At 72.3% G+C, this 12,667-nt stretch carries 12 protein-coding genes; 8 read left to right on the top strand and 4 right to left on the bottom strand.

Going from position 1 to position 12,667, the window contains the following annotated elements; genetic code table 11:
* The first annotated feature begins 1 nt into the window (after position 1).
* The 3 genes from tatA (at position 2) to NCG93_RS07175 (ending at position 2,297) form a co-directional block, all read left to right on the top strand.
* Positions 2–184 carry a twin-arginine translocase TatA/TatE family subunit gene (tatA, locus tag NCG93_RS07165; protein ID WP_194414633.1) on the top strand — a complete coding sequence of 61 codons (183 nt, stop codon included), beginning with the start codon at positions 2–4 and terminating at the stop codon, positions 182–184.
* Positions 185–351: 167 nt separating this feature from the next.
* Positions 352–1,176, top strand: coding sequence for a sugar phosphate isomerase/epimerase family protein (locus NCG93_RS07170; RefSeq protein ID WP_194414632.1), 825 nt, complete (start codon positions 352–354; stop codon positions 1,174–1,176).
* Positions 1,173–2,297 carry a Gfo/Idh/MocA family protein gene (locus tag NCG93_RS07175; RefSeq protein ID WP_194414631.1) on the top strand — a complete coding sequence of 375 codons (1,125 nt, stop codon included), beginning with the start codon at positions 1,173–1,175 and terminating at the stop codon, positions 2,295–2,297. Before NCG93_RS07170 ends, NCG93_RS07175 begins: the two co-directional genes overlap by 4 nt.
* Before the next feature lie 151 nt (positions 2,298–2,448).
* On the opposite strand, the gene NCG93_RS07180 is transcribed toward NCG93_RS07175, so the two are convergent.
* The gene (locus NCG93_RS07180; protein WP_194414630.1) at positions 2,449–3,066 is read right to left on the bottom strand and encodes a TetR/AcrR family transcriptional regulator; all 618 of its coding nucleotides are present in this window, start codon (positions 3,064–3,066) and stop codon (positions 2,449–2,451) included.
* Between the two features lie 150 nt (positions 3,067–3,216).
* Between NCG93_RS07180 and NCG93_RS07185 the strand changes: the two genes are divergently transcribed.
* Positions 3,217–4,305, top strand: coding sequence for an FUSC family protein (locus NCG93_RS07185; protein WP_194414629.1), 1,089 nt, complete (start codon positions 3,217–3,219; stop codon positions 4,303–4,305).
* Here the strand turns inward: NCG93_RS07185 and NCG93_RS07190 are convergent.
* Both NCG93_RS07190 and NCG93_RS07195 read right to left on the bottom strand, forming a co-directional pair.
* Positions 4,284–5,036 (bottom strand): YidC/Oxa1 family membrane protein insertase, encoded by a 753-nt coding sequence (locus NCG93_RS07190; RefSeq protein WP_194414628.1) that lies wholly within the window; start codon positions 5,034–5,036, stop codon positions 4,284–4,286. The two genes, NCG93_RS07185 and NCG93_RS07190, sit on opposite strands and share 22 nt — an antisense overlap.
* A gap of 82 nt (positions 5,037–5,118) precedes the next feature.
* A complete protein-coding gene (locus NCG93_RS07195) occupies positions 5,119–5,445 on the bottom strand; it encodes a DUF6412 domain-containing protein (protein WP_194414627.1) in 327 nt (108 codons plus the stop codon).
* 135 nt (positions 5,446–5,580) lie between these two features.
* Here NCG93_RS07195 and NCG93_RS07200 point away from each other — a divergent pair, with 135 nt between their 5' ends.
* Entirely contained in the window at positions 5,581–7,731 is a 2,151-nt protein-coding gene (locus NCG93_RS07200; protein WP_194414626.1) for a RecQ family ATP-dependent DNA helicase, read from the top strand.
* 90 nt (positions 7,732–7,821) lie between these two features.
* Here NCG93_RS07200 and NCG93_RS07205 read toward each other — a convergent pair whose 3' ends face one another.
* The gene (locus tag NCG93_RS07205) at positions 7,822–8,436 is read right to left on the bottom strand and encodes a PT domain-containing protein (protein WP_194414625.1); all 615 of its coding nucleotides are present in this window, start codon (positions 8,434–8,436) and stop codon (positions 7,822–7,824) included.
* A gap of 177 nt (positions 8,437–8,613) precedes the next feature.
* On the opposite strand from NCG93_RS07205, the gene NCG93_RS07210 reads away from it, so the two are divergent.
* The 3 genes from NCG93_RS07210 to NCG93_RS07220 all read left to right on the top strand — a co-directional run bounded on the left by NCG93_RS07210 (position 8,614) and on the right by NCG93_RS07220 (position 12,666).
* Positions 8,614–9,474 (top strand): sulfurtransferase, encoded by an 861-nt coding sequence (locus NCG93_RS07210; RefSeq protein ID WP_194414624.1) that lies wholly within the window; start codon positions 8,614–8,616, stop codon positions 9,472–9,474.
* Positions 9,471–10,877, top strand: a complete 1,407-nt coding sequence (locus NCG93_RS07215) for an NtaA/DmoA family FMN-dependent monooxygenase (protein ID WP_194414623.1) — start codon at positions 9,471–9,473, stop codon at positions 10,875–10,877. The genes NCG93_RS07210 and NCG93_RS07215 overlap by 4 nt, the downstream gene beginning before the upstream one ends.
* Positions 10,878–11,025: 148 nt before the next feature.
* Positions 11,026–12,666: a TIGR04028 family ABC transporter substrate-binding protein gene (locus NCG93_RS07220; protein WP_194414622.1), complete on the top strand. Its 1,641-nt coding sequence runs from the start codon at positions 11,026–11,028 to the stop codon at positions 12,664–12,666.
* Position 12,667 lies beyond the last annotated feature (1 nt).

Below are 12,667 nucleotides of genomic sequence, written 5' to 3' on the forward strand. Positions count from 1 at the left end.
CATGTTCGCGAACATCAGCGGAATGCATCTGATCCTGCTGCTCGTCGTCATCCTGCTGATCTTCGGGGCTGCACGGCTGCCGGCGCTCGCAAAGGGCGTCGGCCAGTCGGTGCGCATTCTGAAGACCGAGACGAAGGATGTCACCGACCCGTCGTCGGACGAGACCGCTCGCCGGGAGGGGTGACAGCCGGGGGACGGATGCCGCGGGCCGCGGCATCCGTCCCTCTCGGTGTTCCCGTGACCCTCGCCCAAGCGATCGTCGAAGCGCATAACTTCCGGATGGAGGTTTCTGCTACTCTGACTGCGGGCAGAAATCGGATGCCCCGCTTCGCGTACGAAAGGAAGGTCGACGTGGCCCTGCCAGAAGCCTCGGTACAGCTCTACACACTCGCTGCGGAGTTCACCGCAGACATGAAGGGATCGCTCGACAAGCTCGCCGCGATCGGACTGCGCAACGTCGAGGCGTTCGACTTCGTGCGTCGCCCCGACGAGATCCGGGCCGCGCTCGACGCGTCGGGACTCGTCTCGCCCACCGGCCACGCTCCGCTGCTCTCGGATGAGCTCTGGACGCCCGACGGCTCGATCCCCACGCCCGCCCCCGAGGTCGTCTTCGAGGCGGCCGCGAAGGTCGGCCTGAAGACCGTCATCGACCCGTTCGTCACGCCCGAGCGCTGGTTCACGCTCGAGGGCGTCACCGACATCGCCGACCGCCTCAACGCGCTCGCCGACACGGCGGCCGGGTTCGGCCTGCAGGTCGGCTACCACAACCACGCACAGGAGTTCGTGGCGGACTTCGACGGCCAGACCGCGTACGAACGCTTCGTCTCGCTCACGGACGAGCGCGTCGCGCTCGAGCTGGACCTGTACTGGGCGCTCGTCGGCGGACAGGACGTCGTCGGCCTCGTCTCGCGTCTGGGCGACCGCCTGGTCGCCGTCCACGTCAAGGACGGCATCGCGCCCGAGACCAACCCGTTCGCTCCCGGCGCCGAGTCGTTCGGCTCCCAGACCCTCGACCAGCGTCACGCCGGCAGCGGCGATGTGCCCCTCGCGGACGCGCTGCGCGCGGCATCCGCTCTCCAGTACGCCGTGATCGAGTACGACAACGCTCCGGGCGACGTCTTCGCCGACATCGCCGCCAGCTACTCGTTCCTCATCGAAGGCGGTTTCGCTCGATGAGCGCCGTCGGAGTCGGGATCATCGGCGTCGGCGTCATCAGCGACACCTACCTCGCCAACCTGTCGTCGTTCCCCGACGTCGAGGTGCTCATCGTGGGCGACCTGCTGCTCGACCGCGCCGAGGCGCAGGCCGAGAAGTACGGCGTGCCGGCCTTCGGCTCTGCCGAGGACGTCCTCGCCCACCCCGGCGTCGACCTCGTCGTGAACCTCACCATCCCCGCCGTCCACGTCGAGGTCTCGCGCGCGGCGATCGCCGCGGGCAAGCACGTGTGGACCGAGAAGCCGCTGGGCCTGGACCGCGAGGGCGCCGCCGAGCTGCTGCGCGAGGCCGAGGCGGCAGGACTGCGCGTCGGCTCCGCCCCCGACACGCTGCTCGGCCCGGGGTTCCAGGCTGCGCGACGTGCGATCGAGAGCGGTCTGATCGGCCGTCCGCTGTTCGCGCTGACGACCTTCCAGACGCAGGGGCCCGACCTCTGGCACCCGAGCCCGGCGTTCCTGTTCGCCAACGGCGCGGGACCGCTGCTCGACATGGGGCCGTACTACTTCTCGGCGCTCGTGAGCCTGCTCGGCCCCGTCGATCGCGTCGCGGCCGTCGGCACGAAGGCGCTCGAGGAGCGGCAGATCCACACCGGCCCGAACGCGGGGACGACGTTCCCGGTGGAGGTGCCGTCGACGATCCAGATCGTCACGGCGTTCGAGCAGGGTGCGCAGGCGCAGAGCCTGCTGAGCTTCGACTCCGCGCTCGAGCGTCACGGCATCGTCGAGATCCACGGCACCGAGGGCACCATCGTGATCCCCGACCCGAACCAGTTCACGGGCCGCATCGCGTACGTCAAGCCGCTCGGCGTCATCCGCGACGGCATGTCGTTCGAGCAGGAGTGGGTCGAGATCGCGCACGACGATGTCCAGGTGGGCCGTGGCCTCGGCGCCCTCGACATGGTGCGTGCGATCGCCGAGGGGCGCCCGCATGTGGCCTCCGGCGAGCTCGGCTACCACGTGCTCGACGTCCTCCTCTCGGCCCAGGAGGCCGCCGCCTCCGGTACGACCGTCGTCGTCGAGAGCACCGTCGCGCCGGTGCCGCTCCTGCCCGAGGGCTTCGACCCCTTCGTCGCGACGCTCTGAGCATCGCTTCACCGAGACCGCGGGTCCGTCGGCCATCACGTCGACGGAGCCGCGGTCTCGCTGTATCGACTGCCGGCGCCTCAGCGAGGCGAGCCGGCCGCGCATCGGCGCGCCGACCTGCCGGGCGTCGGCGGGCCGAGCTGCTGGGGCGTCAGCGCGAGGAGCTGCCGCGCAGCAGGCGGTCCAGCATCTCCAGCGCCGCCTCGTGGTCGACCGTCGCGTCGAGCAGCCACTGGGTCTGCAGGCCGTCGGAGGCGGCGATCACGAGCGCGGCGACAAGCGTCGGGTCGAGATCTGCCCGCAGATGACCGGATGCCTGCAGCCGGCGCACCTGCTCGGCCATGTCATGGCGCAGCCGGGCGAAGCGCTCGGTCGCGAAGGCCTCCGCGGCAGGATGATTGTCTTCGAGTGCCATCGCGACCAGCGTCGAGTACAGCTGCACGAGACCGGGGATCGAGCGGTTCTCCTCGGCCGACACCCGCATCGCCATCGCGGGGCTCGAGTCGGGCGGCGCCGCCTGCTTCGTGGTGTTCGCCTTGCGCTCGGACTCGCGATAGACCGCCACCAGCAGTTCTTCGAGCGATCCGAAGTAGTGGGTGAGCGCCGCATGCGTCACCCCGACCTCCTGGGCGATCGCGCGCAGGCTCGTCTTCTGCGAACCGCGCCGTGCGAACACCTCGATCGCCTTGTCGAGGATCTCCTGGCGTCGCGCGATGCCCTTCGCGTAGCGACCCCGGCTGCGGGGTGCGTCGTCGGGCGTGGCGGTCATATGCCGATGATACCGGGGGCGGGGCTAAAAACCTCCGCGTGGAACTTCTCGGTTCCGGCGGCCCTCGCCTGCTGCATCAGGGAGCTGACCGGTCCCGCGGCACCGGTGAGGTGGATGCGCCGCGAGAGGATGGAGAGGAGAGGAGGACGGATGCCGCATCGCAGCGCCGGCCGAAGGTTCGCCGCCGAGGCCACCCACGCGCTCTCGAGCCTGTTCCATCTCGCGCCGGCTCCCAGCCCGCGCTGGGCCATCGGACTGCGAGCCGCCATCGCGATGGCGACGCCCATCGCCGTCATGTCGCTCGCCGGGCGCCCCGACCTCGGCTTCCAGGCGGCCACCGGCGCGTTCGTCGCGCTCTACGCGACCCACCTGCCGGTGACCGAGCGCCTGCGGGTGCTGCCGTTCGTGGCCGGCGCACTGCTGGCCGCGTCGGTGCTCGGCGCGCTCGCCGGCCCGTCGGCGGTGGCCGCCCTGGTGGGACTCGCGGTCGTCTCGATCGCCGCCGCGGCCGCCATGTTCGGATTCCGCGTGGGACCGCCCGGGCCGCTCTTCGTCGTGCTCGTGTTCGGCCTGTCCGCGCACATCGTGGCGTCGGGAGCGGATGCCGCCACCTACGTCGCGGCGGTGGCCTGCGGCATCCTGTTCGCCGCGCTCGTCTCACTCACGCCGCTGCTGATGCCGAGCCGGCGACGGGTGCCGGCCCGCCCGCTGCGGCAGGTGCTGCCCGGTCCGGCATGGCCCCCGGGGGAGCGCGTGCTGCTGATCCGCGTGGCGTCGGTGACGGTGGCCGGGATCGCGCTGGGTCTGGTGCTCGATCCCGACCGTGCGTACTGGATCGTCGGGGCCGCGGTGGCCGTGGTGGGGGTCGCCGCCGATCGTCGGGCCGCCTTCACGCGGGGACTGCACCGCATGATCGGCACGATCGTGGGCGCCGGGGCCTACCTGCTGCTGGCCCCGTTGCCGTTGCCGGCGCTGTGGCTGGCACTCGTGCTCGCGGCGCTGCAGTTCACGATCGAGCTCTTCGTGGTGCGCAATTACGCGCTGGCGCTGGTGTTCATCACGCCGCTGGTGCTGCTGCTCACCGGCGCGGCCACCGGCGCCGTCGACACCGTGGCCGTGGCCGCGGAGCGCGTCATCGACACGCTCGCCGGCGCGGCGCTCGGCGCGCTCAGCGGCGTGCTGCACCCCCGCGACGACGGCGCGGCGGACGACGCCCCTCACAAGGTCGCCAGAGGATAGCGACGGCGCAGCAGCACGCGCTGCACCAGCGTCCACGCGACGGTGGTCGCGAGATAGATGGCCGCGGCCAGCGGCACGAACAGCGCGACCACCGCGGTGGTGAACTGCAGCGCGCCGGCCAGCCGTGCCATGCCCGCTCCGGCGAGGGGCGAGGCCGTGGGCGAGTCGTCCATCACCGGGCGGAAGGCGCGGCGCGTGATCTCGGCGACCACCACGACCAGGGTGACGACGACCGCGAACACGCCGAAGGTGGCCGCCGTCGCGGTCCCGGCGGCGACCGAGCCGAACAGGCTCGCCCCGAGCGGCACGCCCAAGAGCTGCTCGGTCAGCAGCGCGTTGGCGTGTCCGGCGATCGTCGGGTGCAGGAACAGCGTGTACACGACCGCGACGACCGGTGCCTGCGCGAGCAGGGGCAGACACCCGGCCAGGGGCGAGCTGTTCTCGTCGGCGTAGAGCTTCATCGTCTCGCGCTGCAGTCGTTCGGGGTCGCCCTTGTGGCGCCGCTGCAGCTCCCTGAGCTTCGGCGCCAGGCGGCTGCGGGTCTGCTCGGCCTTGGCCTGGGCGACACCGGCGGGCAGCAGCACCGCCCGCACCAGCAGGGTGATCACGAGGACGGATGCTGCGGCCGCCGCCGGTCCGGCGAACGGTTCGAGGGAGCTGGCGAGCCCCATCAGCAGGGCGTAGGCCCCGTCGAGGATCGCGGCGATGGGTGGGAAGGCGGAGAGGTCCAAGGGTGAGTCCGTTCGTCGAGTGCCGGTTCGTGGCGTGCGGCCACGACGGCACCGACTTCGGCCCTCGGAGGGGCGTCGGCGACTACGCGGCCAGGGCCGCGGAACCGGGCGCTCGCGGGCGGGAGTGCCCAGGCGCGTCGGGGTGGGACTCGGTCAGACGCGTCGCATCGGCGATCGCCCGGCGGGGCAGGCGCTCGGCGGCGACGGCGCGAGCGGGGGAGACGAACAGGGCGATCGCGACAGCCAGCAGGGCGAGGGTCGCCAGCACGGCGACCGTCGTGGCCGCGGCGAACGCGAAGGCGCCGGTGCCGGGGGCGGCGATCGTGCCGAGGAGCTCGACGACGGGACGGGCGGCGAGGCCGAGGAACACGACGAGAGCGCGCAGCAGGAGGCCGATCGACTCGATCATGCGTGTCTCCTCCCGTCGCGGCTCACGGTAGCACGCAGGCCGTGGCGCGCGCGGGACGGCGGCCCTTCCTCCCCAGACGCTGCTCGCGCGGGTGCATCCCCCGGTGGCGGCCGATCGGCGCCGGGTGTCAGGAGCATGAGGCAGGGTGGAACCGTGACAGCGACGACCACGACCCGCACCGAGGCCCTCGAGGTGCTGCGCGCGCTCGTCGGGCGCGATGACGCCGACTTCCACGAGGGGCAGTACGAGGCGATCGAGGCCCTCGTCGACGACCGCCGCCGCGCGCTCGTCGTGCAGCGCACGGGGTGGGGCAAGTCCGCCGTGTACTTCGTGGCCACCCTGCTCCTGCGCCGGCGCGGAGCCGGCCCCACGGTGCTCGTGTCGCCGCTGCTCGCCCTCATGCGCGATCAGATCGCGGCGGCCGCACGGGCCGGAGTGCGTGCGGTGAAGATCGACTCCACCAACGCGCACGAGTGGACCGACGTGCTGACGCAGCTCGATCGCGACGAGGTCGACGTGCTGCTGGTATCGCCCGAGCGGCTCAACAACCCCTCTTTCCGCGACGAGCAGCTGCCGCAGCTGGTCGCACGCATCGGACTCCTCGTCGTCGACGAGGCGCACTGCATCAGCGACTGGGGCCATGACTTCCGGCCCGACTACCGGCGGCTCCGCGACCTGATCGCCCGCATGCCCGCCGGCGTCCCGGTGCTCGCCACGACCGCGACGGCCAACAGTCGTGTCGTCGCCGACGTGGCCGAGCAGCTGGATGCGGGCAGCCCTGCGCAGGAGGGAACGGATGCCGCGGCATCCGGTGTGCTCACCATCCGGGGCCCGCTCGCGCGGGCGTCGCTCCGTCTCGGGGTGCTGCGACTGCCCAACTCGCCGAGCAGGCTGGCCTGGCTGATCAGCCACCTCGGCGACCTTCCCGGCTCGGGCATCATCTACACGCTCACCGTCGCGGCGGCCAACGACACCGCCCGGCTGCTCCGCGAGCGCGGCTACGACGTGCGCGCCTACACCGGCCAGACCGACACCGACGAGCGCGAAGAGTCCGAGGCGCTTCTGAAGGACAACCGCGTCAAGGCCCTCGTGGCCACCAGCGCACTCGGCATGGGCTTCGACAAGCCCGACCTCGGCTTCGTGGTGCACCTGGGTGCACCGTCCTCACCGGTGTCGTACTACCAGCAGGTCGGCCGCGCAGGGCGCGCCACCGCGTCGGCGGACGTGCTGCTGCTCCCGGGCGTGGAGGACCGCGAGATCTGGCACTACTTCGCGACGGCCTCGATGCCCGACCGCGACCGCGCCGAGCGGGTGCTCTCGGCGCTCGCCGCGGCGGGCGCGCCGATGTCCACGCCCGCACTGGAGGCAGTGGTCGACATCCGCCGCACGCCGCTCGAACTCCTGCTGAAGGTGCTCGATGTCGACGGCGCCGTCGCCCGCGTGCGCGGGGGCTGGAGCGCGACGGGGGCGCCCTGGACCTACGACGAAGAGCGCTACGCCCGCATCGCGGCCGAGCGCCTCGCCGAGCAGCAGCACATGATCGACTACGAAGAGACGTCGGGCTGCCGCATGGAGTTCCTGCAGCGCTCGCTCGACGACGACACCGCGGTGCCGTGCGGGCGGTGCGACAACTGCGCCGGCGCCTGGTTCCCGACCGAGATCGCCGCGGCAGCGACAGATGCTGCAGCCGCCGCCCTCGACCGCGTCGGCGTGCCGATCGAACCGCGCCGGCAGTGGCCCACCGGTGCCGATCGGATGGGCGTTCCGGTCAAGGGGCGCATCGCCGCCGACGAGCAGGCGGGGGAAGGCCGCGCGCTCGCGCGTCTGACGGATCTCGGCTGGGGCGGTGTCCTGCGCGAGCTGTTCGCCGCCGGGACAGCCGATGGGCCGGTGCCTCCCAACGTGCTCGCGGCGTGCGTGCGGGTGCTGGCGGAGTGGGGCTGGCAGACCCGCCCCGTCGCCGTCGTCGCGATGCCGTCCCGGGCGAAGCCGCAGCTGGTCGACTCCCTCGCCCGGGGGATCGCAGGGATCGGCCGCCTGCCGTTCCTCGGGGCTCTCGACCCGGTCGACGGGGGACCGACGGGTCAGCCGGGCGGCAACAGCGCTTTCCGCGTGGCCGGCGTGTGGGACCGCTTCTCGGCCGCAGACCTCGACGTTCCGCCCGGGCCGGTGCTGCTGGTCGACGACAGGGTCGACAGCGGCTGGACCCTCACCGTCGCGGCGCGCGAGCTGCGACGCTCGGGTGCGACCGCCGTGCTCCCGTTCGCCTTGGCCCTCCGCGGCTGACCCTGGCAACGGTCTGGGTCGGCGACGCACCAAGGGCGCGCCGGCGAATCGGCGAGCCCGGCGAGACCACCGCGCGGCCGCCTCTCTCGGTCACTGGCCGGTCGGGGGCTTCGGTCGAGGCCGACGCACGATGAGGAACACCACCGCCGCGGCGACGAGCAGGATCAGCAGCACGACCCACGGCCACCAGTTCATTTGCACCGCGGCGTCGTCGCCCGCCTCGGCGGTGATCGAGGGGGAAGGCGTCGGCGAGGCGGTCGGGCTCGGCGAGAGGGTTGCGCTCGGCTCAGGCGTCGCCGTCGGCTCGGACGTCGCCGTCGGTTCCGGATCCACGGGGGGCTCGGGCGCCACCGTCGGCGCCGGCTCGGGCGCCGACGCCTCGGGCTCAGGCGCCTCGGGGGTGGGCTCGGTCGTCGGCTCTGGCGCCACGGTCGGCTCGGGGGCCGGCTCGGCGGTGGGCGCGGGCGTCCGCGTCGGCAGGCCCGTGGGAAGCGCGGTCGGCAGGCCGGTGGGAAGCGCCGTCGGCAGGTCCGTGGGCAGGTCCGTGGGCAGTGCCGTGGGAAGCGCCGTCGGGAGCGTGACGCCGCCTTCGCCGCAGCCCGCCAGAAGCGTGAGCACGGCGACGATGGTGAGTCCGGCGAGCACGCGTCCGGCGCGGGGGCTCCGCGGCGGCCGCGATGCGTGGGTCACAGGGGGCTGCGGCATCCGATACTCCCGTCGATGGCTCGATCGAGCGTAGGGCGCCGTGACGCGGGCGCGCATCATGCGATCCGCATGGTCCCTCCCTCACCTCATCACCGCTTATGACGTTTCATGTCGCCATGTCGCGGTGTATGTCATCACGGCATTCCGCGACTCGCGCACGCGGGCGAGCATGACCACATGCCTTCCCCACTCATCTCGCCGACGGAGCTCGCCGATCTCGTCCGTGGTGGCACCCCGCCGCGCATCCTCGACGTGCGCTGGCGGCTCGACCGGCCCGAAGGACGCCCGGACTACCTCGACGGACACCTGCCCGGCGCCGTGTACGTCGACCTCGACAACGAACTGGCCCTGCGCGGCGACCCGCGCGAGGGTCGGCATCCGCTCCCGCCCCGTGAGCAGCTGCAGGCAGCGGCCCGGCGCTGGGGAATCCGTGCGGGAGACACGGTGGTCGCGTACGACGACGTCCACTCCGTGGCGGCGGCACGGGCGTGGTGGGTGCTGACGCGCTCGGGCCTCGCGGACGTGCGCGTGCTCGACGGGGGCCTGCGCGGCTGGCTGGCCGAGCGGCTGCCGCTCGAGACCGGCGACGTGCTGCCGCGACCGCCGGGCGACGTCGTGCTCGACGAGATCACCGAGGGCCTCGCCGACATCGACGGCGTGGAGGAGTGGCCGGACCACGGCCTGCTGCTGGACGTACGCGCCCCCGAGCGGTACCGAGGAGACGCCGAGCCGCTGGACCCCGTCGGCGGTCACATCCCGGGCGCCGTGAACCTGCCCACGACGGTGCACCTGACAGCGGGCAGGTTCCGCTCGCCGGACGAGATCCGCGCGGAGTTCGCCGCCGCGGGTGTGGCGGACGGTGTCGCGGTCGCGGCCTACTGCGGCTCCGGCATCGCGGCCACCCACACCGCGCTCGCCGGCGCACTCGCCGGCATCGACGTGGTGGTGTACCCGGGATCCTGGAGCCAGTGGTCGCGCTCGCGCGGGCGACTGGCGGCCGTGGGCCCGGCGCCGTCGCTCGACGTGGTGCCGGTATGACCGAGCCGCTCATCGTCGGCGCCATGGTCCGCACGCTGGGCGCCTATCCGTCGGGGTGGCGTCACCCGCGTGCGCACGCCGACCCACGGACGGATGCGGCGATCCTGCGTCGCATCGCGCGTCTCGCCGAAGACGCCGATCTCGACTACCTGTTCTTCGGCGACTGGCTGGCGACCGGCCCCGACCTCGAATTCCGCGACCCCTACCTGCTCGCACGCATCGACCCGCTGAGCGCGGTCCTGTACCTCGCCGGCGTGACGGAACGCATCGGCCTCATCGCCACGGTGAACTCGACGTACGCCGACCCCTACGCGACCGCGCGGGCCACGGCATCCCTCGATCTGCTCACCGGCGGGCGGGCGGGTGTGAATCTCGTCACCGGTGCCGAGCCGAGGGCGGCGGCCAACCACGGCCGCGACGCGCACGCTGACAACGAGACCCGCTACGACCGCGCCGACGAGTTCGTGCGTGCCCTGCGGCTGCTGTGGGAGACATGGGATGCCGACGCCTGGGTCGCCGACACCGCCGGCGGGGTCCTCATCGACGCCGACGGCCTGCGCCCCGCCGCGTTCACCGGGTCGCAGGTGCGGGTTGAGGGCCCGCTCAATGTGGCGCGGCCGCCGCAGTCGCATCCGCCGATCGTCCACGCCGGCACGTCGCCCCGCTCGCGCACGCTCGCGGCGACCGAGGCCGACCTGGCGTTGATCGCCGCGGGCGATCCTGCGGTGGCGGCCGCCACGCGCACCGAGCTGCGCGCGGTAGCGGCCGCCGCCGGCCGCGATCCCGACGAGCTGAAGGTGATCGTTCCGGTGCTGCCGGTGGTGGCCGAGACGGATGCCGCGGCACGCGCGATCGTCGACCGGCTGCTGCTGCTCGTGCCCATCGACGACGGGGCGTCGTCGCACGCCGGGCGCGCGGCGTTCCCCGCGAACCGTTCGCTCGGGTCGTTCCTCGACGTGGCGGAGATCGCGGGCGACGATCCGGTGCGGTCGGCATCGGTCGACGACGCTGTGCGAGCAGAGACTGCCGCGCGGTTCGCAGAGGCGGCGGCGCGCACGCTCGAGACGGTCCTCTCACGGACCGGTCGCGACGTCGGGGGAGAGCACCCCGTCACCTGGCGTCACCTCATCGCCGCGCACGCCGTGCCCGCGAACTTCGTCGTCGGCGCGCCGGCGGCCATCGCCGACCACTTCGAGCTGTGGCGCGACGCGGGAGCTGCCGACGGGTTCAACGTGCTGTCGGCATTCCAGCCGGCGCAGTTCGAGGCCTTCACCGGACTCGCCGTTCCGGAGCTCCGACGCCGCGGACTCATCGGCCGTGGCGGGGCGACCCTCCGCGACCGACTGGGGCTGGGAGCGCCGCGGCTGCTTCGGGCACCCGAGCCGGCTACCACCGGCCGCTGAGCACCCCGCACGTATTACCCCGTGTGAACCACCGTGACCTCTGTTTGCGTCCGGTGAACAGCCGTGACGGCTCGGCCGGTCGTGTGCGGGTGCACCTCCCTAGCGTGGCCAGCACCTCTTCACGAACCCGAAGCCTCCAGGAGAAACCATGTCCCGTCCCGCATCGCGAATCGTCGCCGGTGCTGCAGCGGTGCTCGTCGCCGCGGCATCCCTCACGGCGTGCGCGTCACAGCAGCCCGCGACAGGCGGGTCGACGGCAGCCGCCGGCGATCCCGTCACCGGCGGGGAGCTCACCTACCTCGAGCACCAGACCTACACGAACCTCTACCCGCCGCAGGCCGGCTTCTACCCGAACGGCGGCCTCGTCAACAACATCACCGCGCGCCTGACGTGGCAGAACCCGGAGACGCTCGAGATCGAGCCCTGGGTCGCCACCGAGTGGACCGTGAACGACGACGCCACCGAGTACACGTTCGATCTGCGCGACGACGTCACCTTCTCCGACGGCACGCCGCTCGACGCCGCGGCCGTCGCGAAGAACTTCGACACCTACGGCCTCGGCAACCAGGCGCTGGGCCTGACCGTCTCGGAGGCGATCAACAACTACGCCTCGAGCGAGGTCGTCGACGCCGACACCGTCACGTTCCGCTTCGCGGCCCCCGCACCGGGCTTCCTGCAGGCGACATCGACGATCAACTCGGGGCTGCTCTCACCGGCGACCCTCGACCGTTCGCTCGAGGAGCTCGGCGCGGGCAACGCGACCGACATCGTCGGTTCGGGGCCGTTCGTCATCACGGACGAGAAGCTCGGGACCGAGCTCACCCTGGAGGCGCGCGACGACTACGACTGGGCGCCGCCGAGCTTCGAGCACCAGGGCCGCGCGTACCTCGACCAGATCCACCTCATCGTCACCCCCGAAGACAGTGTCCGCATCGGCTCGCTGCTCGCCGGGCAGGCCGACTACATCCGCTACGTGCAGGCGTTCGACGAAGCCCGCGTCGAGTCGTCGGGCTTCGATCTCTACGCCCCGCAGACCCGCGGCGTGAACAACGCGCTGAGCCTGCGGTTCACCAACCCGCTGCTGAGCGACATCAAGGTGCGCCAGGCCCTCGTCGCCGGCGTCGACAGCCAGGAGGTCGTCGACACGATCTTCACCGGGAACTACCCGCGCGCCACCTCGGCACTGAGCTCTTCGGCGCTCGGCTACAAGGACGAGTCGGAGTACTACGTGTACGACCCCGACAAGGCCGAAGAGCTGCTCGACGACGCCGGCTGGGAGCCGGGAGCCGACGGCATCCGCGAGAAGGACGGGCAGCGACTGTCGCTGGACGTCTACGAGGCCAAGCCGCAGCCGCTGTCGAAGCAGACGCTCGAGCTCGTGTCGCAGCAGCTGAAGAAGATCGGCGTCGAGCTCAACGTGAAGTCGGCGGACGCCGGCTCGTACGCCGAGGACATCAAAGACCCGCTCAAGACGCCGCTGTACCACTCGATGGTCGGGCGCGCGGACCTCGACGTGATCAAGAGCCAGTACTACACGAAGAACCGCAACACGCTCCTGTCGGACGACGCCGAGCTCGACCGGCTGCTCGAGGCGGTGGCCTCCACGGCCGACCCCGACGAGCGCATCGCGGCGTCGCAGGCCGTGCAGGACTACTTGGCCGAGCAGGCGTACGTCATCCCGTTCTTCGAGGAGCCGCAGGTGTACGGCGCCGCGCCGTACGTGCACGGAGTCGAGTTCGAGTCGGTCGCGCGTCCGCTGTTCTACGACGTGTGGCTCGAGAAGAAGTAGG

It is taken from the genome of Microbacterium yannicii (genome assembly GCF_024055635.1).
In the GTDB taxonomy this organism is placed as follows: Bacteria; Actinomycetota; Actinomycetes; order Actinomycetales; family Microbacteriaceae; genus Microbacterium; species Microbacterium yannicii.

Excerpts from the sequence above, each read along its gene's own strand:
- tatA (WP_194414633.1), top strand. The coding sequence starts at position 2 with ATGTTCGCGAACATCAGCGGAATGCATCTGATCCTGCTGCTCGTCGTC.
- NCG93_RS07175 (WP_194414631.1), top strand. The coding sequence starts at position 1,173 with ATGAGCGCCGTCGGAGTCGGGATCATCGGCGTCGGCGTCATCAGCGAC.
- NCG93_RS07180 (WP_194414630.1), bottom strand. The coding sequence starts at position 3,066 with ATGACCGCCACGCCCGACGACGCACCCCGCAGCCGGGGTCGCTACGCG.
- NCG93_RS07185 (WP_194414629.1), top strand. The coding sequence starts at position 3,217 with ATGCCGCATCGCAGCGCCGGCCGAAGGTTCGCCGCCGAGGCCACCCAC.
- NCG93_RS07195 (WP_194414627.1), bottom strand. The coding sequence starts at position 5,445 with ATGATCGAGTCGATCGGCCTCCTGCTGCGCGCTCTCGTCGTGTTCCTC.
- NCG93_RS07200 (WP_194414626.1), top strand. The coding sequence starts at position 5,581 with ATGAGGCAGGGTGGAACCGTGACAGCGACGACCACGACCCGCACCGAG.
- NCG93_RS07205 (WP_194414625.1), bottom strand. The coding sequence starts at position 8,436 with ATGCCGCAGCCCCCTGTGACCCACGCATCGCGGCCGCCGCGGAGCCCC.
- NCG93_RS07210 (WP_194414624.1), top strand. The coding sequence starts at position 8,614 with ATGCCTTCCCCACTCATCTCGCCGACGGAGCTCGCCGATCTCGTCCGT.
- NCG93_RS07215 (WP_194414623.1), top strand. The coding sequence starts at position 9,471 with ATGACCGAGCCGCTCATCGTCGGCGCCATGGTCCGCACGCTGGGCGCC.
- NCG93_RS07220 (WP_194414622.1), top strand. The coding sequence starts at position 11,026 with ATGTCCCGTCCCGCATCGCGAATCGTCGCCGGTGCTGCAGCGGTGCTC.